General features: G+C 39.7%; 21 protein-coding genes. 7 read left to right on the top strand and 14 right to left on the bottom strand.

Annotated features, from left to right (window positions below; translation table 11 throughout):
• The first annotated feature begins 171 nt into the window (after positions 1-171).
• The 3 genes from Q4D72_RS01875 (at position 172) to Q4D72_RS01865 (ending at position 3124) form a co-directional block, all read left to right on the top strand.
• A complete protein-coding gene (locus Q4D72_RS01875; protein WP_303075723.1) occupies positions 172-1614 on the top strand; it encodes a hypothetical protein in 1443 nt (480 codons plus the stop codon).
• A gap of 2 nt (positions 1615-1616) precedes the next feature.
• A complete protein-coding gene (locus Q4D72_RS01870; protein ID WP_303075722.1) occupies positions 1617-2075 on the top strand; it encodes a hypothetical protein in 459 nt (152 codons plus the stop codon).
• A gap of 176 nt (positions 2076-2251) precedes the next feature.
• Entirely contained in the window at positions 2252-3124 is an 873-nt protein-coding gene (locus Q4D72_RS01865) for a hypothetical protein (RefSeq protein ID WP_303075721.1), read from the top strand.
• Between the two features lie 64 nt (positions 3125-3188).
• On the opposite strand, the gene Q4D72_RS01860 is transcribed toward Q4D72_RS01865, so the two are convergent.
• Both Q4D72_RS01860 and bshC read right to left on the bottom strand, forming a co-directional pair.
• Complete coding sequence (locus Q4D72_RS01860) at positions 3189-5324, bottom strand: suppressor of fused domain protein (RefSeq protein ID WP_303075720.1); 2136 nt, start codon at positions 5322-5324, stop codon at positions 3189-3191.
• Positions 5325-5583: 259 nt separating this feature from the next.
• On the bottom strand, positions 5584-7182 hold the full coding sequence (bshC, locus tag Q4D72_RS01855) for a bacillithiol biosynthesis cysteine-adding enzyme BshC (RefSeq protein WP_303075719.1): 1599 nt from the start codon (positions 7180-7182) through the stop codon (positions 5584-5586).
• 229 nt (positions 7183-7411) lie between these two features.
• Here bshC and Q4D72_RS01850 point away from each other — a divergent pair, with 229 nt between their 5' ends.
• The 3 genes from Q4D72_RS01850 (at position 7412) to pruA (ending at position 11557) form a co-directional block, all read left to right on the top strand.
• The gene (locus tag Q4D72_RS01850; RefSeq protein WP_303075718.1) at positions 7412-7660 is read left to right on the top strand and encodes a FeoA family protein; all 249 of its coding nucleotides are present in this window, start codon (positions 7412-7414) and stop codon (positions 7658-7660) included.
• On the top strand, positions 7657-9771 hold the full coding sequence (gene feoB, locus Q4D72_RS01845) for a ferrous iron transport protein B (RefSeq protein WP_303075717.1): 2115 nt from the start codon (positions 7657-7659) through the stop codon (positions 9769-9771). The genes Q4D72_RS01850 and feoB overlap by 4 nt, the downstream gene beginning before the upstream one ends.
• A gap of 160 nt (positions 9772-9931) precedes the next feature.
• Positions 9932-11557 (top strand): L-glutamate gamma-semialdehyde dehydrogenase, encoded by a 1626-nt coding sequence (gene pruA / locus Q4D72_RS01840; RefSeq protein ID WP_303075716.1) that lies wholly within the window; start codon positions 9932-9934, stop codon positions 11555-11557.
• 84 nt (positions 11558-11641) lie between these two features.
• Here pruA and Q4D72_RS01835 read toward each other — a convergent pair whose 3' ends face one another.
• Genes Q4D72_RS01835 through miaB form a run of 3 tightly spaced genes read right to left on the bottom strand, consistent with a single transcriptional unit; the run spans position 11642 to position 15289 of the window.
• Positions 11642-12466, bottom strand: a complete 825-nt coding sequence (locus Q4D72_RS01835) for a thymidylate synthase (protein WP_303075715.1) — start codon at positions 12464-12466, stop codon at positions 11642-11644.
• A gap of 25 nt (positions 12467-12491) precedes the next feature.
• The gene (locus Q4D72_RS01830) at positions 12492-13814 is read right to left on the bottom strand and encodes a serine hydrolase (protein WP_303075714.1); all 1323 of its coding nucleotides are present in this window, start codon (positions 13812-13814) and stop codon (positions 12492-12494) included.
• A gap of 29 nt (positions 13815-13843) precedes the next feature.
• Entirely contained in the window at positions 13844-15289 is a 1446-nt protein-coding gene (gene miaB / locus Q4D72_RS01825) for a tRNA (N6-isopentenyl adenosine(37)-C2)-methylthiotransferase MiaB (RefSeq protein ID WP_303075713.1), read from the bottom strand.
• Positions 15290-15543: 254 nt separating this feature from the next.
• On the opposite strand from miaB, the gene Q4D72_RS01820 reads away from it, so the two are divergent.
• Positions 15544-15951, top strand: a complete 408-nt coding sequence (locus Q4D72_RS01820; RefSeq protein WP_303075712.1) for a DUF2059 domain-containing protein — start codon at positions 15544-15546, stop codon at positions 15949-15951.
• A 55-nt stretch (positions 15952-16006) separates the two neighbouring features.
• On the opposite strand, the gene pyk is transcribed toward Q4D72_RS01820, so the two are convergent.
• The 9 genes from pyk to Q4D72_RS01775 form a co-directional block, all read right to left on the bottom strand.
• Complete coding sequence (gene pyk, locus Q4D72_RS01815) at positions 16007-17458, bottom strand: pyruvate kinase (protein ID WP_303075711.1); 1452 nt, start codon at positions 17456-17458, stop codon at positions 16007-16009.
• A complete protein-coding gene (locus Q4D72_RS01810) occupies positions 17452-17925 on the bottom strand; it encodes an IPExxxVDY family protein (RefSeq protein ID WP_303075710.1) in 474 nt (157 codons plus the stop codon). Before Q4D72_RS01810 ends, pyk begins: the two co-directional genes overlap by 7 nt.
• A gap of 66 nt (positions 17926-17991) precedes the next feature.
• Positions 17992-18195, bottom strand: a complete 204-nt coding sequence (locus Q4D72_RS01805) for a hypothetical protein (protein ID WP_303075709.1) — start codon at positions 18193-18195, stop codon at positions 17992-17994.
• Positions 18196-18255: 60 nt separating this feature from the next.
• Entirely contained in the window at positions 18256-18828 is a 573-nt protein-coding gene (lptC, locus tag Q4D72_RS01800; RefSeq protein WP_303075708.1) for an LPS export ABC transporter periplasmic protein LptC, read from the bottom strand.
• Positions 18829-18830: 2 nt separating this feature from the next.
• Positions 18831-20174 carry a hypothetical protein gene (locus Q4D72_RS01795; RefSeq protein ID WP_303075707.1) on the bottom strand — a complete coding sequence of 448 codons (1344 nt, stop codon included), beginning with the start codon at positions 20172-20174 and terminating at the stop codon, positions 18831-18833.
• 21 nt (positions 20175-20195) lie between these two features.
• Positions 20196-21479 carry a hypothetical protein gene (locus Q4D72_RS01790; RefSeq protein ID WP_303075706.1) on the bottom strand — a complete coding sequence of 428 codons (1284 nt, stop codon included), beginning with the start codon at positions 21477-21479 and terminating at the stop codon, positions 20196-20198.
• A gap of 31 nt (positions 21480-21510) precedes the next feature.
• Positions 21511-22245: a type III pantothenate kinase gene (locus Q4D72_RS01785; protein ID WP_303075705.1), complete on the bottom strand. Its 735-nt coding sequence runs from the start codon at positions 22243-22245 to the stop codon at positions 21511-21513.
• 70 nt (positions 22246-22315) lie between these two features.
• A complete protein-coding gene (locus Q4D72_RS01780) occupies positions 22316-23653 on the bottom strand; it encodes a Na+/H+ antiporter NhaC family protein (protein ID WP_303075704.1) in 1338 nt (445 codons plus the stop codon).
• Positions 23654-24055: 402 nt separating this feature from the next.
• Positions 24056-24594: hypothetical protein (locus Q4D72_RS01775; protein WP_303075703.1), on the bottom strand; the 539-nt coding region annotated here is incomplete at its 5' end.

The following is a 24594-nucleotide window of genomic DNA, read 5'->3' as shown; positions in this document are numbered from 1 at the left end:
TAAAAAAATAGGAAAATCTTATTTTTTTAACAATTTTCTTTTTAAATCGAAAAATGAAACACGGTTGTTTTTATTTCAGAAGTGTTAAAAATCTGTTTTTCTCGGCATAACATTTTGATTTTTAAGAATTAATTTGTATGTTTGAAACCTGTATTTTAAATAAATAAAATTATGGCAAAACAATTCAAATTTTTAGTAATAGCGGGGTTGTTACTGGTGGTGATATTTGCTTGCCAAGGTGATGAAACTTTTTTGCAAGACGAAAAAGGCATTTCATTGGAGGAGGCTCGGCAGTTTTTTGAAAAGCAGGAAACCGAGAAAACGCGCAATGGTATTGATTTGAAAATCACCCCAAAATGGGAGACATTTCAGGAGAAAACCAACACGAAAGAAAATGTTACATTTGCAACCGTTGATGTGTCGGTAGAAGGTAGTCAAACTTCAAAAATTGAAGCTGTTTTTATCAGAGAAAATCGATTGATAGAAATGAAACTGTTTTTTCATTCTACAAACCCTGAACTTGCACAAGGCGTGGTTATTACCGATGCCAACGGAACACCCGAGGAGGTTTTTATCAAAAAATCAGAACAAAATTTATCAGCCTTTGGAGGGATAGTTATTTCAGTAAATACCGAAACGGATATACAAATGCCGGGAGGAAAAGATGACCCTCGTTTCCGATTTATTGACCAATACGGGAGAACTCTAATGGGAAGTGAACGACGATATTATCTCTATAAAATAAATGAGTACAAATCAAGGGAAGTACGTACCCAAATGATGGAAATAGCTTTGGGAAAAAGAAATAATTTCGGAGGGGTGTTATGGGAAGAGCGTTCGTATTTAGAAAGAATGTTTTTAAATACAAAAGAGCAAGTAATACAACTTGATGAAGTGGTTCTTGATCAAAAAATGCTTCCTAAGAAAAAAAGAGAGAAAATCGTAAACATATGGTCAACAATAAGAGCGTTGAGCTCCAGTTCTGTTACCATTAATTTTGACAGATATAAGTATCCTCCCAAACAAACCTCTAAAAAAAAGAAAGAACAACAATTTATAATTGCTCCTGACACCCCTGTTGCGGATATTGCTGAATTTTTGGAGTGCTTTGACACAAACAAAGGAGCAACACTCACCATTTATGTAGATGAGCCTAATCCTGCTACAGGAGATGTCAGAAACGGAGTCAATGTAGGGCACACTTTTATTTCATTATCACAAAATGGAAATGTGGCAACTTATGGATTTTATCCAAAAGTATCAGGGGTTTGGACTGTGGCAGGAGGAGATTTTACGTCCATTATGGGAGATGATGGGGGGCATAAATATTCCATCAAAGTTTCAACAGAAATTTCGGGCGAGCAATTAAAAAACATCATAAAATTGTCAACCCAACATAAAAATATTAAGTATAATTTAGAAAAACATAATTGTACCGATTTTGCTACGGAAGTTGCTCGTTGGGGAGGACTTAAATTACCTAATTCAGTGAGTAATTGGATGATAGGTAAAGGTTCAAATCCAGGGAGGCTCGGAAAAGTTTTGAGAAGTTCAGGTATTAAAAATATTGATAAAACAGCAGGCAATGCCCCTAAAAGCCATAAAAATTGTTAATAATGAAAAAAATAGTTATCATTTTAGTAAGTCTTACGCTTACAATGTGTGCAAGCAAAGAAGACAAACAACGAAAGGTTGTGAAAAATTATTTTGAAACCATCTTAAAAACGAATGATGAGGATATGTATAAAATTTTTTCATTGTTAAAAATAACGAAGCCCTTGTCACAAGAAAAAAAAGATGATTATCTCAATTTCTTTAAGTCGGTAAAAAAATTTTTAGCAGGTAAAGAATATGAAATTTTAAATTTTCAACAAACCGCAGCGCTTCTTGCCAAGCACGATGTAGGTACCGAGCCTATGAACTCTGATAAAGGAACAGTTTTTTACATTTATGTACCGAGTGAAGAAAGACTTTTTTGGGAGGCTGCCACAGTGGTGGACGACCAATATAACATCATAGCTATCGCGATAGAACTTGGCGAAAAACCCAAACAATTATCCATACGTTATCTTTGATGTAAAAAAATAAAAGTTTCTTGAATATATCCTTTTTTAAAGAATCTATTTTCTCTCCCAAGATTTTGGGAGAGAAAATTTTATAAAAATTTACAGCTATTTGACTGGGAAAGACAACTCAATCAAAATAAGCGAGAAGGAAATTCACAAAGTCACGGAACTAAATGTAAATAACAATGAAAACAAAACTATCAATAATCACAATTTTATATTCTTTTCTCGGGTTTTCGCAGCCTGAGAAAAAATACATACTTTTTGATGAGCTTTTAGCCAATCAAAACGTAATGAAATACACGCTTGACACGCAGAAAATGTATGATGTCAAAGGTGAAATAGAGTTATATAACATCTTGTCTAAAAGCCATTTACTGCTCGTAACCATTTTCCCAGACACGGAAAAACAAAACTCTTGGGAAGAAATTTCTTTCGATGCGTTTCAAAAGCAAATCATTCCCATAAATAAATTCAGACATTTGATTAATTCATCGTACAAAGAAAAGTTTTTCAATGATTTTCAAATAGTTAAAAAAGAAGGAAATGCGTATTTTGTGGCGAAAAACAATCTTTTTGAAGTTTTTAAACTTTTTAATTCCGATACAACGCTTCGGGTTTCGGGCAAAAACGTCATTAACACCCGGCAAAAAATACAAACTTATCAAGACATTCGGAAAACCTATTTGGCTGAATTTCAAAAACCTTTCCCGATGGACGGAAATAACGACTCGCAAATCATCACTCTTGAAAACGAATTAAAAACCATTTATTTATCTTCAATTGAGGAAGTTAAGAATGAAAAAATCTATCGTTTTTGGACGTTTGACGACTGGCACAAAGGCGAAATAATTTTGTGCGGACACACGCACAAAAACGAAATGAAAACCGAAGATTATAACTACCATCGCGGCATTGACCGCTTTGCGTACATTGAAGGCAAGGGCATTGTAGGCGGTTCGTATGATTTTTACTTTGACAGAACAGGCTATGGTTTCAAACGGGTTGTTCGTCACGACATTATGTGGGCAAAAGAACTTTTTCTGCAAAGGCAATAAATTAAAAAATCTTCTTTTTTGATTAATCAAAAAAGAAGATTTTTATTATTTCTTTAAAAGGCTGTTACGAACCTAAATGCAGGAACACGATAGGCGTGCCGTCGTCACTATATCCTTCTATTTCAAATCCCTCAAAATAGATATGGTCGCCCAATTCTTTGTTTTGAAGGCAGTTTTGAATGTTCCACAATAATTCCAATGCCCCGAAAACCTTCCCGTCGCCCGATTCCAATTCGGCAATGACTTCGGTTTGGTAATATCCGTCTTCATCGTTTCCTTCTCGGAACACATCGGTCGGATTTTCAGTTAGTTTTTCCATCGGGAAGAGGTCTTTTTCGCTTCTGAGCCACGCTTCATAAATCACTTTCACTTTGGGCGTGTTAAACACAGTTGCAAACGGATTGAAATATTCCAAATCGTTTTCAATATCATCATTATACGCTTTGACTTCCTCCCAGAATTGCATCAATCCGGCGTAATTGTTTTTGTTAAACGCCCACGCAACGTTGTCCAACGCGCCGTTATCGGCTGCCGGTTCAAATCCTTCACACACATTCGGGCGACGCACATCCACCACGGGCGGGTAAGGTATTTGGTTTTCTTGAAATAATTCAAGTAGCCCCTCGGCGCCATTTTCCAATTTAAAAAGCATTTCTTCTTCGTAAATTGGGACTAAGGTGAAGAACTCGACCGTTTTTCCACCGGGAAGTTTTGCCTCGGCAGGCTTGTTGCCTTCGGTTTCGGTGCTGATAAGCATAAAGCCCGCAAAGTTGGTACCTTCAATGCGCTCTCCGGACGGAATGGTATGCCCCCAGCCCAAATACGTAGCCTGTTCAATGGGCAAGCGAGCCAAAAGTTTAAGCCAACGAATAGGCCAGTAATCTTTTTCGTCTTGACTGGTTACGTTCCACGTTGGCGGTAGGTGTATCATCAGCTCAATGTTTGACGACCCTTCGTAGCCATCGGGTGTAGACATATCAAACGCGCCCATTCCGCCCGTTACCAATGTGTAATAATTGCGTTCGGGGGTTGGTTTTACCAAATATACGTCGCAATGAATGTCGGGCGAAACCAATTCGTGAAAAACGTCGTCAAATTTTCCTATTTTGGCTGTGATATAATCCTCCAAAGCGGTTTGCTCATCTTCTTCGTAAAATGCCGGTTCAAAACTGCGTTCATCGTTATTGGCAAACATTAACGAATTTAGGGCTGCGTCGTAGTAAATTCCGCCGTTTTCCATTTCGGTTAGGGTAGGATTAATCCACTGTGCCAAACCGTGTTCCACCCAATCCACAAAGTAACATTTTGCGTCTTGACCGGGTGATATGCTGATGATTTGTCCGTAATTTTCTTGGTTTACGGGGTCTAAATCAAAGCATAAATATTCGGCAAAACCCGCTTCGTTCATTCGCGTAAGTAGCGGAATCCATTTTTTGCTAAACAGTTGGTTTTTAATAATGTCATCGTCAAAGAAATCATCTGATGACAATTTTTGTTTTTGCCAATTTGCGCCAAAATGTTGCTCAATTTGCGCCTGCCATTTGCGTTGCAGGCTTTCTATTTCAGAAAGGGCTACAAAACGTTGCGAATTATTAAAGAAAAGCACGCTATTGTCGGTTTGCCCACTGAATGTTTTGTGTAACCATCGGAAGCCTTCGGGTAGTTTTGCGCCTATTCGTTGCTCAAACTGGTCTAATTCGGCATCACTCACGCCTTTTGCCAAAATGTTTGCCAGTGGGGGGGCTTTTTCGGTAAGTAAATCAATAAATTTTTCAAGAGCATATCGTTCAATCATCATTCCTTGCGGAGCCACTTGGGTGGGTTTGAGTCCTTTCTTTTCGGCAAAAGCAATAAACCCGAGCAAATTAACGGCATTGCATTCCGATGTTTGTTGCAAATGCTCTTTGGCTTTGGCAATATCGTCCAAAAAGAAGTAAGCATACCCAATGCGGTAATGCCAGCTTTGCTCGTCAATGTCGCCTTTTAGGTAATTGAATACATCAACGGCTTTTTTGAGGTATTTTTTATTCTCGTCTGACGGGTTGAGCCAATAAGCGTTGTTGTAAGCACGCCCCAACTCACTCAACACCAAAGCTGTTTTTTGTTCGATGGGAAGATTCTCAATAAAATCAATAATCGTGGCGATTTTATCTTGCTCGTCCCACATTTCAATCTTTTTTAGAATTTGTTTTTCTGTCATATCTATTTATTTTTTAAAATAATACACTTTGTGTAAGGGTTGATTGGGCAAATGTAAAAAAGAATTTTTGATTTACCTAACAGAAAAATCGGTTTTTAACGAAAATGAGAAACTATTTGCGCTTTCGGGAGCAGATTGCTTGCAATCCGTTTGAAGAAAAGCAGATATGAGGAATGCAAATGTAGGTTAAAAAATTACATTTGCAGATTGAAAAGATGCAAAAAACCTTTGGCAAAGTTCCAAACTTTGCCAAAGGTAATCAATACGTCAGCACTAAAAAACGGGTGTCGAACGGGTCAAAACTATCCAACAGCAGCGGAATTAAAGCATCGCCTTGCTCCAAGTAAAACGATGAGAAGTTGGCGAAACGCTCTTGCAGACTTCCGTTGGGGAAAAGTTCGTTTTGCAGTCGGGCAATTCGCTCCAATTGGTTTGCCAGATTGCGTTTTTGGGCTTTGAGCAATCGTTTTTCAAGCTGATGCAAGCCTTTTAGTTGTTTTGATTCCTGTGCTTTAACGGCATTTTTGAAGGTTACGTCCGTTTTTTCGGCAAGGCGGTACAAATCGGCGAATTGTTGTTGCAAAACCACCCGTTGCGGTGAAAAATCAATCGGAAAATCACTCAGTTCGCGGGTTTTTTGCGTGCGTAAATCTTCCGTTTTTAAAAATAAATCCTGCGCCAAGAGTTGCAATTTTTCGAGTTTGCGCTGTTGCTGCCCCGAAACCAGTAATGCCGAGTTGCGGAGCATCAAAATCGGGAACGGAACGCCTTCGGATTGGAAAAATCGTTTCAGTTCCAACCAATACGCAATTTCACCGCCCCCGCCGATATACGCGAGGTTGGGCAGAATTACTTCTTGATACAACGGACGTAAAATTACATTGGGCGAAAAGCGTTCGGGGGCTTCTTCCAATTCCGTTAAAAGGGCTTCGTGCGTAAAAGTAAGCCCGGTTTGATGCACCTCAAAGCCCGCACCGGTTGCCACGATGCGGTCTCGTCCGTTTTTAGTTAGGTAGAAAAGATTTACTTCACGCGGATTTACCTGAATGCGGTAATTTTTGTTTATTTTATGTATATCATCAATAGTTTCGGAGACTTTTTCAAAAGCGTGATGTCGTAACAGGTCGTTTTTCATCTGCGGGATGAAGGCTTTTTTAAGTTCGCGATGGTTTCCGTCAATAATCACCAAACCGTATTGCTGAAACAGGGTATTTACTAGCTCACGTGTGGCATCGGAGAGTTTTTTGTGTTTTAGATAACTCTCGCTGAAAAGCGTTTTGAGCTTTTGGGCTTTGTGTCCATCTGTGAGTAACTTACTGAAAGTCTCAAATACTTCGCGGAGCGTGTCGGTACGGAAATTTCCGGTCATTCCGCTTTGCGAGCTGTGCCAACGCAAGGTTTGTTGGTGATGAAAATGATTGATTTCTTCAAAATCGTGGTCTTCACTCGCCATCCAATACATGGGAACGAATTGATAATCCGGATACGCCTCAGTCAGCAACCGCGCCGTGTTGATTGCCGAAACGATTTTGTAAATAAAGTACAAAGGTCCGGTAAACAAACTCAGCTGATGCCCCGTTGTAATGGTAAATGTAGTATCTTGCCTCAGCAGAGCGATGTTTTCAAGCACTTTTTGGGAGGTTGTAATTCCGTTGTACTGGTCATTGAGTGCATTTACCAAACGGGCACGTGCCTCGGGGGTAAAATAATGTTGTTTTTCGGTTAATTGTGCTTTGAAATTACCGATATTGGGCAAGCGATGGTACAAGGCTTTTAGGCTGTCCTTTTCGGCAACATAATCTTTGATGAGTGAAGAAAAAAAACGGATTTCATTAAGTGCAATGCGCTCTGTAATCATACGGTTATTCTGTTTGTCGTATGCAAAAGTATTAAAATTATGAATGCAAAATCCATTTTTAATTGAGATTTTGTTTATTTGCCATAAACGTAAGTTTTTTTTGCCCACTATATCTTGCTGTGAGGGAGATGTAACTACGTGATACAAAACTTTTAATCGGGAAACTTCCGTTTTAGGTAAAAAATACTATCTTTGCCCTTTAAATTAAGTCTAAATAAGAACCACTACAATGAATCCGATTCAAAACAGCCCAAAAACAACCATCGCCCAGCTCAAAAAAGGTGAAAAGGGCATCATTAAACATATTGACATTGAAAACGTTCCGTTAAAACTTATTGAATTGGGATGTTTTTTGGGTAGTGAAGTTAAAGTAATCCAAAAAGCATCGTTTAACGACCCTATTTATATTCAGATGAACAATTCCTATCTGTCAATTCGTAAAGATATGGCTTCATTAATTGAAATTGAAAGACTATGAAAAGCATCATAAAAGTAGCGCTGGTTGGTAACCCCAACGTCGGGAAAACCTCACTTTTTAATGCCCTAACCGGATTGAATCAAAAGGTAGGCAACTATCCGGGCATTACAGTTGAGAAAAAAATAGGGTATTGCAAACTCACTTCGGAACAAAAAGCCGAAATAATGGACCTACCCGGCACATATAGCCTCAATGCCAACTCAATGGACGAGCGCGTGGCGGTGAATATCCTCCTCAATAAACACAACGAGCAATATCCGGACGTGGTTGCCGTGGTTTGCGATGTGGAAAACCTCAAACAAAATCTGTTACTCTTTTCGCAAATTAAAGATTTGAATCTGCCAACCATTTTGGTGTTAAATATGGCTGACCAAATGCCTAAAAAAGGTATAACCATCAATGTGGCAGGTTTGGAAGCCGAGCTGAAAACCAAAGTGGTGGTAATCAGCGCCCGAAATAATACCGGTCTGGACGAGTTAAAGCAAGCTCTGGCGCTGTACGAGCAAATCCCGACCGAACCCTGCCTGAACATCAGTAGATTAGATCCCGACTATTTCAGCAGGCTCACCACACTTTTCCCCAATGAAAACAGCTATAAATTGTGGTTAATCATTTCACATAACACCCACATTATTGAACATTTTAAGGGAGCCGACCTCACAAACGAGGCAAACACAAAAACCGAGAGCGAAATCAAACGAATGAAACAGAAGGAAACCATCCTTCGCTATCAATTCTTAAACGATATTCTCAAAAAAAACTATACGATTGATCTGGCAAAAGCCGAGAGCCTGCGCGCTAAGTTAGACAGGGTGCTTATCCATCCCTTCTGGGGGTATTTCATCTTCGGTTGTATATTAACGCTGGTGTTTCAAGCCGTTTACGATTGGAGTAGCTACCCGATGGCGTGGATTGAAAGCGCTTTTGAATTCATTGGTGAGAAAACCGAAACATTCTTGCCTGCCGGCGCTTTAACTGACCTTATCACCAAAGGAATTATCCCTGGAATTGCCGGAATCGTGGTGTTTGTGCCTCAAATTGCCATCTTATTCTTTTTCATATCCTTATTGGAAGAAAGCGGCTATATGAGCAGGGTTGTATTTTTGATGGACAACCTAATGAGACGCTTCGGACTTAACGGAAAGAGCGTAGTACCGCTTATTTCGGGGGCAGCCTGTGCCATTCCGGCTGTGATGATTGCCCGAAATATTGAAAGCTGGAAAGAACGCCTCATCACCATTTTAGTAACGCCCTTTATGACTTGTTCGGCGCGATTACCGGTGTATCTGATTATCATTGCACTGGTTATCCCCGATGGCAATGTGCTTTTATTCAGTTATAAAGCCCTCACCCTACTTGCCCTCTACGTTTTGGGCTTTTTGGCGGCATTGGGCGCTGCCTTTATTTTAGACAAAACCCTTAAAATCAGTAAGAATAAAAGTTTCTTCATTGCCGAGATGCCCAACTATAAATTACCCTTGTGGCGAAATGTTGCCATCACCGTTTTTGAAAAAACGAAGAGTTTTGTGCTTGGGGCCGGGAAAATCATTCTTGCCATATCCGTAATTTTGTGGTTTTTAGGCTCGCACGGAGCAGGAGAAGCCTATAACAATATTGAAAACAGGGCAATACAAATGGCACAAGCCCAAAATTGGACGGAAGCCGAGACACAGCATTTTGTGGAAGCCCAGCAATTAGAGCATTCCTTCTTAGGGAATATCGGGAAGGCTATCGAGCCGATTTTCAAACCCTTAGGTTATGACTGGAAGATAAGCATTGGGGTGTTATCCTCTTTCGCTGCGCGCGAAGTGTTCATTAGCACGCTCTCTTCTATTTATAGTTTAGGGGCAGACCTTGACACCGAAGAAGAAGCCGGCGAACGAACCATTTTAACCAAATTACGAAGTGAAATCCGCCCCGACGGAACCCCCGTGTACACCTTCGCAACCGGAATTTCCCTGCTCCTTTTCTACGCCTTCGCTATGCAATGTTTAAGCACCATTGCCGTTATCAGGCGCGAAACCAACAGCTGGAAATGGACTGCCCTGCAATGGGTTTTTATGACCGGATTTGCATATTTAAGTGCTATGTTAGCATATCAACTCTTGTAAGGATTTTTAAGGATACACCTGTTTAGGCGGGCATTTTTCAGCTTATGAAGAGGTGGCTGAGGTTATTTTAAGCTAAAAAAATAAAAAAATCGGTCTTTCCTTGTTTAGTTTAAAAAGAAATTAGTAACTTTACGCTCTAAATTATTAATCAAATAAACCAATGGGAAAAGGATTTTTTAAAGTACCGAAGGCAATAAACGAGCCTGTAAAGTCATACGCCAAAGGAACGCCCGAGCGCGAGGCAGTTTTGAAAGCATACAAAGAGTTATGGAACGCTACCGTTGATGTACCACTATACATCGGGGCGGAGCAAATCCGTACGGGCAAAACCAAAACGATGACTGCCCCGCACGACCATCAGCACAAGGTAGGCACGTATCATCTTGCCGAAAAACAGCACGTGGAGAAGGCAATCGCAACTGCACTTGAAGCCCGCAAAAAATGGGCATCCCTGCCGTGGCAAGAACGAGCCGCTATCTTCTTGAAAGCAGCCGAACTCATCGCGGGTCCGTATCGTGCCAAAATCAACGCCGCTACAATGATTGCACAATCAAAAACCATTCATCAGGCGGAGATTGACTCGGCTTGTGAACTTATCGACTTTTTGCGTTTCAACGTAGCATTTATGGCAGATATCTACAACGACCAGCCCATCTCGTCAGAAGGTATCTGGAATCGGGTGGAATATCGTCCGTTGGAAGGATTTATCTACGCCGTTACCCCGTTTAACTTCACGGCAATCTCGGGCAACCTTCCGGCAAGTGCCGCCCTAATGGGGAATGTGGTAATTTGGAAGCCGAGCAACGCCCAAGTATTTTCGGCTAACGTAATTATGGAAGTGTTTAAGGAAGCCGGACTTCCCGACGGGGTAATCAACTTCATTAATGGCGATGCGGCAATGATAACCGAAACACTTCTTGCCAGCCCTGACTTCGCCGGAATTCATTTCACCGGTTCAACAGGCGTGTTTCAAGACATCTGGAAAAAAATAGGCAATAACATACATAATTATAAGACGTATCCGAAAATCGTGGGCGAAACCGGCGGTAAGGATTTCATCGTTGTACATCCGTCGGCAATTTCCAAACAAGTGGCTACCGCCATTACACGCGGGGCATTCGAGTTTCAAGGGCAAAAATGCTCGGCAGCATCGCGGGTATATCTTCCCAAATCGAAAGCTGATGAAATTTTAAATTTCGTGAAAGAAGACGTGCTTTCTTTCAAAATGGGAAGTCCGGAGGATATGGAAAACTTCATTACTGCGGTTATTCACGAAGGTTCGTTTGATAAATTAGCCAAATATATCGACCAAGCAAAAGCAGATGCCGATGCTGAGGTGTTTGTTGGGGGCAATTACGATAAATCGAAGGGATATTTCATTGAGCCTACGGTTATTGTAACCACAAACCCCAAATATACAACAATGGAAACGGAGCTTTTTGGTCCGGTGGTAACGGTTTATGTGTATGACGACGCCAAATGGGAAGAAACACTCAAATTGGTGGATGAAACTTCGGAATATGCACTTACCGGAGCTGTTTTCTCACAAGATAGATACGCTTTAAGCCAAGCGATTAAGGCGTTGGAAGATGCGGCAGGGAACTTTTATATTAATGATAAGCCAACCGGAGCCGTGGTGGGGCAACAGCCTTTCGGAGGAGCAAGAGCTTCGGGAACAAATGACAAAGCAGGTTCGGCACAGAACTTACTGCGTTGGGTTTCGCCTCGATTGATTAAAGAAACCTTTGTTCCGCCGGTAGATTACCGTTATCCATTTTTAGGATAATTTGTTTGTGTTTGAAAACGAACTTTATCAAAACAACAACCCCGCTCAAAGCATCTATTTTTGAGCGGGGTTATTGTTTTATTATCAAACTGAAACCTGTCCTTTAATGGCGGGATAAGGGTCGTAATCTTCAAGCGTAAAATCATTATAGGTAAATGAAAATAAGTCAGTTATCGCAGGATTTAATTTCATCGTAGGCAACGGTCGGGGCTGTCGGCTCAGCTGCAGTGCCACCTGTTCACGGTGGTTGTTGTAAATATGTACATCACCAAAAGTATGCACAAAATCGCCAGCCTGCAAACCACACACTTGCGCTACCATCATCGTTAAAAGCGCATACGAAGCGATGTTAAAAGGCACGCCCAAAAAAACGTCGGCGCTGCGTTGATAAAGTTGGCACGAAAGCCTGCCGTTGGCAACATAAAACTGAAAAAAAGCGTGACAGGGAGGCAATGCTGCTCTTCCGTTGGCAACATTTTCAGCAAAAGATTTTGATGTATCGGGCAAAACCGACGGATTCCACGCCGAAACCAACATTCGGCGGCTATCCGGATTTTTTTGAATCGTTTCAATCACTTCTTTAATTTGGTCGATGCCCTCGCTGTTCCAATTGCGCCACTGATGCCCATACACCGGACCTAAATTGCCGTTTTCGTCTGCCCATTCATTCCAAATACGCACTCCGTTATCAGTCAAGTAGTTAATATTGGTATCGCCTTTCAAAAACCATAACAATTCATAAATAATTGATTTTAGATGTAATTTTTTGGTCGTAACCAGCGGAAAACCCTTGCGCAAATCAAACCGCATTTGGTAACCGAAAATGCTGGTAGTGCCCGTTCCGGTACGGTCGTCTTTGGTGTATCCGTTTTCTAAAATATGTTGTAATAAATCGTGGTATTGTTGCATCTGTATATTCTTGATTGTTAAAAGATTATTTTTTTTCAAACGGAATTTCTAATCCCATTTGTTTGAGAATCATTTTTTTCGTTTCGGGGAAAAATTCTACTTGAATACCTGCCTTATCAAACTTAAATTTATTTTTTTCGGTGGCTTCCAACGGAAAAGCCTGTTGATTGGTGGCTTGACCCATAAGTTGTTTTCCGTTTTTGAAAATAGTAATTTGCATTGGCATACCTTCTTTACTATATGTGCCAACATATTGATTTAGAACCTCTTCACTTACTTCAATACTTTCAAATGAAGGAATATCAAAAGGCTTGTTAAAGACAGCACTCAACACGGTTATGTCAATGTCATTTACGTTAAAATTCAATCCGTTACACAACCGAATGTAGGTTATTTTTTCATCAGGAAAATAGCCCGCTATCGACAAAAAACCGTCAATACTTCCCGTATGTCCGTACATTTTTTTATCATAAAACGGAAGTTGAAACAGCCCCATTCCGTAGTTTTCTTTTAAAGTTGTCATTATTTCAAAACTCTCTTTTTCAAGCAATTTCCCTTCAAAAAGAGCGCGAATAAAAATCTTCAAATCGGTAGCGGTTGATAGTATTCCACCTGCTCCCAACACAAATGAAAGGTCGGTCTCGGTTTCTTTCTCCCAACCATTTTTATAAGTGTATGAATAAGCCGCCTCGCTCTGAGAACTCTGTTTTTCGCCCATTTGGGTGTTTTTCAATTTTAAAGGATTTACAATGAATGTTTCAAGTAAATCCGAAAAACTTTTTTTGTAAATATCTTCCAGAATGTAGCTGAGCAAAATATAATTGGAATTGCTGTACTCAAATTTGCTATCCGGCTCAAAAACAGGATTGTAACTTGCTATTTTTAAAAGAATTACACTTCTTTTTTGGGGTTGTGTATGCCAAGTAAAATACGAAGTATCGTTTGTTAAATTAAAAATTCCGGAACGATGCCGCAAGAGCTGTTCAATAGTTATTTTTTCAGCGTTTTTAATTTCCTTAAAAAAATCACTAAGCGGCTGATTCAGTTTTAGTTTACCTTGTTCAACGGCTTTTAGCACCAGCACGGCGGTAAATGTTTTACTCACGGAACCTACCCGAAATTGTGTGTTGCCACTGTTTTCAACCCGATTTTCCACATTGGCAAATCCCACCGATTTTTCATAAAGCACCTTGCCATCACGGGCAACAAGTACACTTCCCATAAATTTTTGATGCGCAGTTAAGGCGTCAAAATAGGCGTCCAATTTCATTCTGTCAAACGACTGACTCCAAGCCGTTTGGCAAAACAAAAACAATAAAAAACTCTGAATTTGCCAAGGTGTTTTCATACGTTTTTTTGTAAGGAATTGATTTTAAATTACATCATCTCGCTATACCCGATGGCTTTCCCGATAAGGGTGGTTGAGGTGCAACTTTCTATTTTAACATTCACAAAATCACCTACTTTGTAATGTTCTTTCGGGAAGACCACCACGGTGTTTTGCGTGTTTCGCCCCATCCACTGGGCATCTGATTTTTTGGAATTTCCTTCAATAAGCACCTCGCAAATTTGTCCTACTTTTTCCTGCGTACGCATCAGGCTGTGTTTTTGCTGTAAATCAATGATTTCCGTAAGGCGACGTTTTTTAACTTCCTCAGACACATCGTCTTCGATTTTGCGGGCGGCAAGCGTTCCGGGGCGTTCCGAATAGGCAAACATAAACCCGAAATCGTATTTTACGTACTCCATCAGTGAAAGCGTATCTTGGTGGTCGGCTTCAGTTTCGGTAGGAAATCCGGCAATCATATCCTGTGAAATGGCACATTCGGGAATGCGTTTGCGGATATTGTCAATCAGCGTAAAATATTCCTCGCGTGTATGTAATCGGTTCATTGCCTTTAAGATACGGTCGCTTCCGCTTTGCACGGGTAAGTGAATGTATTTGCAAATGTTGTGGTGTTTCGCCATCGTGTCAATCACGTCGAGAGTCATATCTTGCGGATTGGAAGTCGAAAACCGAATGCGCATTTTAGGGTGTGCAACTGCCGCCATATCAAGCAGTTTTGCAAAATTTACGGCTGTGGCTTTTTGCATTTCGCTGGCTTTTTCAAAATCTTTTTTCAGTCCGCCACCGTACCATAAATAACTATCCACATTTTGCCCCAAGAGGGTGATTTCTTTAAAACCACGTTCTTCTAAGTCTTTGATTTCGTTTAAGATAGAAAACGGGTCGCGGCTGCGTTCACGTCCGCGTGTAAAGGGAACGATACAAAACGTACACATATTGTCACACCCCCGCGTGATGGAAACAAAGGCGGTTACTCCGTTGCTATTCAATCGAATAGGTGAAACATCAGCGTAAGTTTCGTCTTTTGAAAGAATTACGTTTACCGCTTCTCGTCCGCCATCAACTTCTTGCAACAAATTGGGCAAATCTTTGTAGGCATCAGGTCCAACGACCATATCTACGATTTTTTCTTCTTCTAAAAATTTGCTTTTCAAACGCTCTGCCATACAGCCCAATACACCCACTTTCATCTTCGGGTTGATACGTTTCACGGCATTGAATTGCTCCAAACGCTTACGAATGGTTTGCTCGGCTTTTTCACGAATGGAACAAGTATTAACCAACACTAAATCAGCTTCTTCGAGCGTTTGTGTGGTGTTGTATCCTTCGCTGGCCAAAATGGAAGCCACGATTTCGCTGTCCGAAAAATTCATCTGGCAACCGTAACTTTCAATATATAATTTTTTGCTATTTTCTTTATTTCCTTCCAAAACAAGACTTTGCCCTTGCTTGGTTTCGTCGATAACTTTTTCCATTACAAATGTGTTTAGCGGGCAAAGTTACACAAAAAATAAAAAACAGAATAATTTTGAGAAAAAATCCGTTGCTATAATTTGGGATAGTTTGATGGTTTGAAGTTGTTTGAAAGGTTAAATGATTTCAAATGGCAAGTTTTAAGCCATTTCAAACGAGCAGTTTCAAACAACTTATAAAATTATTTTTGGTAATTTATTTTGATAGTCAAAAAAATATCGTATTTTCGCCATATTAATTTAATAAACGCTTCAATATGAAAAGATATTTTTTTACACTAATGCTTTTGTTTGCAGGGTTTTATGCTTCTGCTCAAAACAATGATGCTTTTAAGAAAGACACCGAAAAATTGGTTGCCATCGTGAGTGAATCGGCTTTTGATGCTGTTATTTCGCCACTGAAACAAATTATTCCGGTTGAAAAATTTCCGGAAGCCGAAAAAGAAATCAAAGGCAAAATGCCACAACTTTATCAAGCTATGACCCGAATTTATATGGAAGAATTTACACATAGCGAAATTAAAGAATTGCTCAAATTTTATGAAACACCCATCGGGCGAAAAATGGCGAGCAAAACATCGGTATTAGCCCAAAAAGGAATGACCGAAGGCGCTAAATGGGGACAAGAAACCCTTACGCCTATTCTTCAAAAATATATAAAATAAAAAAAATAGTAGCGATTATGCTACTATTTTTTTTAACAAAATTCTAAAAACAACTTTATTTTGCTTTAATTGCACACGAATCAATTTCAGAAACGCGCAATGTGTTTACTTTTCCTTTGCCTTGAATCGGCATTGCGGCAAGGCTTATCATAATATCACCCATATTCACATAGCCTTTTTCGTTGGCAATATGGTTTACGTCTTCAATGGTCTCATCGGTTGAAACAAATCTGTCATAATAGAAAGTCGTAACGCCCCAAAGCAGACTGAGTTGCGTTAAAATACGCTTGCTTGACGTAAAGACCAAAATATGTGAATTGGGTCGGTATGACGAAATTCGATAAGCCGTGTATCCACTGTTTGTCAATGTTGATATTACTTTGGCATTCATTTCATTAGCCATTGTGGCGGCGTGGAAACAAATGGAATTTGTAACATAACGTCCCGAACGCACAAAGGGCGTAAGCATCGGTACTTTAATCAGTTCTGATTCTTCAACGCTTTTGATAATTCGGCTCATTTGCTGAATTACTTGTACGGGATATTCTCCAACGGAAGTTTCGCCCGAAAGCATCACGGCATCAGCACCGTCCATTACCGAGTTACCCACATCATTCACTTCGGCGCGCGTAGGGGTAAGACTCGAAATCATACTTTCCATCATTTGTGTAGCAATAATTACCGGAATGTGGTTGAGTTTTGCTTTATGCACCAATTCTTTTTGGATTAACGGAACTTCCTCTGCCGGAATTTCCACACCCAAATCGCCTCGTGCCACCATAATTCCGTCACAATTTGCCATAATTTTATCAATATTCACCAAGGCTTCGGGTTTTTCAATTTTGGCAATAATCGGAATGCGGTTACTTGCATTTTCGGTAATTAAATCCTTTAAATCTTGAATATCTTTCGGATGGCGCACAAACGAAAGAGCAAACCAATCTACCTCTTGTGAGATGGCAAACATAGCGTCTTTCACGTCTTTTTCGGTAAGAGCCGGTAATGAAACGTTGGTGTTGGGCAGGTTTACGCCTTTTTTTGATTTTAAAGGTCCGCCTTGTATCACCTTGGCTTCCACTTCGTTATCCTGATTGGTCGAAACCACCTCAAAGATGAGCTTTCCGTCATCAAGCAAAATACGCTCACCGGGCTTTACATCTTTCGGGAAGGTTTTGTAATTCATATAAACGCGCTGTTTGTCACCCACGAACGGCTCACCGGTAACGAAGGTAATTCTGTCACCGGGCTTTACCACAGCGCCGTCTTCCATAACGCCCACGCGCAATTTCGGTCCTTGAAGGTCAGCCAAAATAGCGGTATTGAAACCAAATTCTTTATTGATGGAACGAATCATTTCAATGCGGCGCTTTACGTCGTCATAATCAGCGTGTGAAAAATTGATGCGAAACACGTTTACGCCTGCTTCCATCATATCTTTAAGAATTTCACGTGTATCGGTAGCAGGACCCAAAGTCGCTACAATTTTAGTTTTTTTTGTGCTTAACATTCTTGAAATATTAATTTATGTTTTGAACTTAGTGTGTCTGTGTTTATTGTGTATGCGGCTGTTACATTGGGTATTGTTACGATTTTTTCAATTACTTCTTGGGTTTTTAAAGTTCCTTGCCCGTCCATTTTTAAGAAAAAATCAACTTTTTTTTTACTGTCCACCAAATAATGAACCAAGGTCATTTGGCTGAAAAGTGATGTTTGTGGTGTTTTTTGCTCGAAAACCAACTTATTGGCAAAGCAATGCCACGCTATTTTTGAGGCTTTGTCGTTCCAACAGAAATATGAAAACCCTTTGCCGTTTTCAATATTTTTCAAATCACATCGATTGTAACTTCTTGAAAATCGCAAATTTAATACTTTATTTAAGAAGTACGCCAACCGATAATCTTCCAACGTGGTGTGAATGGCAATTAACGTAAAATCATCATCAAAAAAGTAATCTGACAATTTATGTACAATCATACCGACATATACTTTAGGGCGACAAAAGTACAAAAAAAATGACAATTGGCAATTTTCCGTTTTAATTTACGGTTGCTGTTTTGAATTTTTGTCTTCGTGGCGTTTGCGCGTTATTCGTCTTAAAAAAAACATACCTAACGAAGCCACTGCAAAGAAGACATACATATAAAACGATTGCTTATCAGCTGAATTCCAGTAACGAACGGCTTCGTAAATTGAAAATCCGCAGATGGCTAAATAGGCGTATTCAAAAAATATTCGTGTGTTCATAATGTTATTAATTTTAAAAAGATAAATGCTTAAAAATGCTGATTTTTTTACGGACTTTGCTTATTCTTTATCTTCAATAGCTAAAATCCCCGTGGTTTTATGAGCCTTTACGGTTGAAAATGCCTTATCAAAATCAATGCCCACGCCTTTGGTTAGGGTTCCTTTGGCAGAGTCGGTAAAGGTAAATTCTTTTTCGGTAAAGACCCAATCTTGTTTTTGGTCCCAGAAAAGTTGCGCGGTTTCCAGTTTTTTTCCTTCGTGAGTTGTTAAAACCACACTGTCACGAAGTTCAACCATTTGTGAGTTGTTGTAAATAATTCCGTATTTTGCCGTAACGGTATTTTTATTATTTTGATTATCAAAAAAATCAACGGTTACTCCTTTGGGAAATTCGGAATACGGAAAACGCTGATTTGAAAAATCATTGTTTTGCTTGCTGGTGATGATGGCAACCACTTTGGTTGAATCGGTGTAAACCAATTTAAAATCATACACTTCGCCCTGTGGGAATTTGTGAACCACGTTCATTTGTTGCAAGCTCTTCAAGTCGTTGCTACACGAAAAAAGCATTGCCATACAACAAAGTACGGCAACGCTTCTCAATAAATCATATGATATGACACAAAATCTCATAATTACAACGCCGGAACTTTTACAGATTGCCCCACCCAGCATTTAAGTGCGATGGTTTTTCCTGCCATTCCTGATTCAAAAATATCAACCTTACTTGGCGCTAAGGCATCGTAGTGTTTTGCTAAACTCTCCAAACCTCCTTTGCGGGCGGTGCTGGCTGCCAACCAATATACGGCACGTTTTTCAAAAGTTGTAGTTCCGCACTCATTGGCGCTGGAAGCATAAGCCTGAGCCATAATACGATACGCATCAGAGTTTGACGGATTGTACTTCAAAGCCTCTTGTGCATACTTAACAGCACCTGCTTTTGAATGTTTTGACGCAATTTTGGTCAAGATTTTAGCTTTCTTAAGGTTATCTGTCTCCAAACGTACTGATTCGTTGTAATATTCAACGGCTTTGGCTGAATTTTTATTTCGGTCATTAAGCACCCCCAAATAATAAGCTGATGAAGCCGAAGGTGATAATTGGTGTAATGAACTAACGATTTTCACGAAAAGCGGGTCGCTGGTACAATCTTTGTCAGCCATTTTTCCGGCTGCACGGCGTAGCCACTCTTCATTGCTTTTGTTCGCTTCAAAGGTTTTGTTGTAAAGCGGAATCAAGTTATCACAATCAGCTAATTTACCTAACTTAGCATCGATGCTTTCTCCGATAAGTTCATAGTTATCAACCCGTTTACGGGCTGCTTCCAAACTTTTTTTGTCTTTATCGCCAATAGTACCTGCTTCTTCCTGAGCAATAAACTTGTTGATGGTTTCTGATAGGTGATTTTTTTCTTCCTGAATTTTTTCAACCACGTCATCATAGGTGTTAAACACATCTTGTAGTGCTTTTTCATTTTTTTCGTACAACGAAACCAATTCTGAAAAGTACAAGTAAAGTGCTTTTTCATTTTTGAAGTTGGCTTTGTCTTCGGTAAAGGCTTTATGAAGCAATCCGTAGATTTCTTTACTGCCTGCCGTTTTTTGGTCAAAAGCCAACATTGCTTGGTCAACATACACATTAGCAGTAGCGTAACGCGTAGGGAAGTATTTATTATAGTCTTGATAAAGTTTGTTCAAATCTTTTATGAATTGCTCTTTTTCAGCACCATTACTCTTTGATATTTTATGTTTTAAAATAACTTCACCACGTGTAAAAACGGCTGCATTGATGCTTGGACATTTTTCATAAACCGATTTCCAAACCGGATAGGCTGCATCATATCGTTTTGCTTTTGCATCTTCATTAAACAATGAAAGATTTTGCTTGATTTCTACATCTTGCTCGCAACCCTGTGCCTGCACGTTGGTTGCGTAAAAAACACTTGCAACGAATGCCGCTAATAAAATTTTTCTTTTCATTTTCGTTTGTTTTTATTGTTCTTACTGATATTTAGTTCTTTGGAACCATTTGTCGTTCAAAGTAAATCCGACTCTTAAATTCAAATAGTTCTCTTTAATCAAATTTTGTTTTAAAGTACCTTTTTTTCCGTATTCAAGAGAGGTTGTCACGTTTGAAAAACCTCTTACGGGTAAACTTACACCAAAAGATATGCCAAAGTCATTAATTGATTCATTATTTAATACAATTCCTGTTTTTTCATACCGAAGTCCGGCACGGTAAGTAATTCGTTTAAAATAGTTTGTAAACGAAGTATGCTGAGGAATATAAAATCCGCCAACTGAAATTTTATATCCGTTTTCATACGTTACATTGGTTGCCGACAAAAACGGATTTGCGAAATTTTTAGTCTGTGAGTGTGTATACTCCACCGCAGCAAGCCATTTTTGGTGTTCCCCGATGCCGAAGCCGATTTCCAATTGAGAAGGCAATGTGAGTTTGGTTTGAGCCAATCCCAAGGCGTTTAAATCCTTCACTTGTTTTTCTTTTTCAACCAAGGTAAATGACTGCCCCGCAAAAGCATAACCAAAAGTTGATACGATGCGTTCATTGGTTGAAGTCAGCTTGCTTTGAGGTGTATAAACCAATGAAGATGATATTTTCAATCGCCCTTTTAGCGGTTTTTCATAATACAGTCCCAAAGAGCTTGTCAGCCCTTTGTAAATCGATTTACTGTACTCTTGCGTAAAAAAATCAACGTTTGAGATTGAGAGTTTGTCATTCATTTCGGTGTATCCAAAGTGATATTTTAACGAAAACCCAACGCTCAATCCTTTATAAAGGTCGTATCCGCTTGAAAGAAAAGCCTGATTCACGTTTCCTTTTCCTTCAAACTGACTCAAATGTGTTTGATTGTTAATCGTTTGAGAAGCAGCTAATTTATAACCCACTGATGAAAAAGGAAGTAAACCTGCTGCCACGCCCCATTTATCAACAATTGGGAAGCCTAAATAAATGTAATTGAAACCCGTAGCTCCACTTTTAACTTTTGCTTCATTTGATGAAAGATTTTTTTGCACGAATGAAATTCCGGCAGAAAAAGCGGTGTATTTCAGTTTTGAAAGTGCCGCCGGATTTTGCATATTAACGCGGGTGCTGTCGGCATAAACCCCGATTCCGCCCATAGCACGCTCTTCAACCGTTCCGTCAAAATTGAGCTCACCAATGCCGTAGTATGAGTACGGTGATTCGGTTGTTTGTTGTGAATATGTAGCGTAAGTTACTGCAAATAAAGCTATAATAAGTGTAATTATTTTTTTATTCATATGTAATGAAATTGTTGTTGTTTTACTAAAATCATTTTTTTTGCCACTCCAAAATGGCGTTGAGCCCTTCCAGCAAAAAAAATGAGTTTGCAAATATGCGATTTTTTATGTTTTCAACCAAAAAAAGATGATTGCCACCCGTTAAAATGGTGCGTAAATGCTCAAATTTTTGCTCATATTGGGTAATTACCCCCTCAATTTCGCGTACCACATTGTTATAAACCCCCGAGAGCATACACGATTTTGTTGAATTTCCAACAAAATCGGTGGTGTTAAAATCCGTTTCGTCAAGCAAAGGAAGTTTGGAGGTAAACGCGTGCATTGCCCGCAAACGCATTGCAATACCCGGCGCAATAGCCCCACCCAAATAAATGCCTTTTTGGGTCATCACATCAAAAGTTATGCACGTACCGGCATCAATAACTAACACATTTTCTTGCGGATACCGCGTTACTGCCGCCGCCATCAATGCCAACCGGTCAATGCCCAGTGTGTGCGGTGTGGCATAATTATTAACAAAAGGCATCGGGGTTTGAGCGTCCATAAAAAGTAAATTCGCTACTTTTTCGCTTAAAAATGAAAAACGTTGAGGCGCATTTTCCACCACCGAAGCTATGATGCCGTGCGTTATAATTGAGAAATCGATTTCCCGTGTAATTCCTTTCTGAAAATCAGATTTTGCAAAGGTACGAAAAAAAATCGGTTTTTGGGCTTCAAAAACAGCAACCTTCACCGAACTATTTCCTTCATCAATGATTAAATTCATTTATTTTTCTGTGTATTTGGAAAAATTAAAACCTCGCAAAGGTACGAAATATATTCGTAATCAGCAATTTTTAATTCGTTTGCAAGTCAGAAACATTTTCGTGAGGCGTTGCACCTTTTTTCCTTCCTTTATAAATAAAAATGTAAATCAGAGTTGAAATCAGCAACAAATGCAAATAAACCGAATAGCCCACAAGTTCCGGATAACGCACCTTTTCCTGACTAAGTTCAACAATGGCAAGCACTTGCGCCCCATACGGAATAACGCCCTGCACATAGCACGAAAAAATATCCAACACCGAAGCCGCATCGCGCGAACGAATGGGAAATCTGTCTTTCAGTTCACGACATACCCGCGAGACAATCAAAATTGAAACCGTGTTGTTAGCCACGCAAAAATTAACGGCACTTACCAAAACACCCATTCCTAGCAAGGCGCGTTTGCCCGATTGTATCGGTTTGCGAATCAAATCTATTAAAAAACGAATCCCGCCGAAATGCTCCACCAATGCCGCCAATCCGCCCGTGAAGAAAAACAAAAAGAATATTTCAGACATATTGCTAAACCCTTGATACGTAAGGTTGGTAAATTCAAGAAACGTAAATTTGCCATACGCCATTCCCAACACACCCGAAAAAAAGATGCCCGAAAGCAACGAAGCAAAGACATTCACCCCGAAGAGAGACAGCACCACAACCGACACATAAGGCAGTATCAACATAATGTTAAAATCATCTTTTGGGGCAGTGATTGCGATTTCGGTTTGTGAATTTCCGATAATCAACAAAATAATTACCGCAGCCAAAGCTGCCGGTAAGGCTATTTTTACGTTCGCTTTCATTTTTTCGTTCATTTTGCAACCCATTGTTTGTGTGGCTGCTATGGTGGTGTCGGAAATTAATGAAAGATTATCGCCGAACATCGCCCCTGAGAGCAAGCACGCCGCAATCAGTGAGATGTTGAAATCACTTTGTGTTGCCAACCCCAATGCGATGGGTGCCAGCGTGGTAATCGTCCCCACCGACGTTCCGGTTGAAAACGACAAAAACGATGCGATAAGAAAAATCTCAATCGGGAAAAAGGCAGGCGAGATGTAATTAATACCCAGATTCACAATGCTATCTACACTGCCTGAGGCTTTTGTTGCGGCTGCAAAGGCTCCCGCAAAAAGCATTATGACGCACATTATAAGCACGTTACTATTCCCTGCTCCTTTAAAAAAGATATTTATTTTTTCGGTAAGCGGCGCGCGATAGGCCAGTAACGCCACAAAAACGCCCGCCAATGCCACCAAAGGCGTGGGCAACAAATAAAAATCATTGAAATAAATTCCGCTGCCTAAAAAAATCGCCACAAATGCAAGTAAGGGCAACACGGAAAGGATGGTTGTTTTTTTACGTTCGGACATTTTACAGAAGAAAATTAAAAATCGACGCAAAAATAAGGTTTATTTCACAATTGTCAAAATATATTTTTATAAAAATTTAATTTATTGTAAAAATATACTTCCAAATTAATAGATTAAAGTAGAAGCGTTGCCTTTGTCAAAGTTCCAAAACTTTGCCAAAGTTTTTTTACGATAAAAATCACTGCTAAAAGTAGATTGAGAATATTTAAATGTATGCTGAACATATTCAGATATAGATTTAAAATATTCAGATGTAGAATAGGAAAGGATATTTACCTTTGGCAAAGTTTGAAACTTTGCCAAAGGTTTCAAAGGTTTTTCGGTATACATTTAAAGCAAAAAAAATCCCCCGACAAAAAATTGCCGGAGGAATAGTAATTAACAAAAATAATTTTACATTTTCTATTTGTCTTGCAAAGCAGCTTTTACTTTGGCTGTTGGAAGAAAAATTTGGAAACCGATTCGAAGCCCCAAATCACCTTGACCGGCTGTGTTTCCACCACCTACAACAGCGTTGAATTTAAGCACTGCGTCTAAACTTATGTTACGAGTAATGAAGTAAGCAAAACCGGCTCCTACACCTAAATCAACTCCGTTGGTAGTGCTTCCTACGCTCGAATTGTTTCCGCCAAAACCGAAACTTCCTTCACCGAAGAAACGTCCGTTTTTCAAAAGATTTACATAGTCTTTACCAATGTAGTAACGACCAAAACCTCCCAAATTCCAGTTTGTTTGCGTGTCGCTTGACCCTTTGGCTTTGTAAACACCCAAGCCTACAAGCGCACCTACTGCAAAATTGTCGGCAATGAAATACCCTGCTTGCGGATATAGGTTAATATTCAATCCGTTGGTGAATTTCATATCGGCAACTTGCCCACCTACCATCCAATTTCCTTTTTGGATTTGTGCACTTACTGTGCTGAAAACCACTGCTCCAAATA

The organism is Capnocytophaga sp., assembly GCF_030532915.1.
Lineage (GTDB): Bacteria > Bacteroidota > Bacteroidia > Flavobacteriales > Flavobacteriaceae > Capnocytophaga.
The sequence above is the reverse complement of the archived record's forward strand: the minus strand, read 5'-3'. Positions and strand labels throughout refer to the sequence as shown.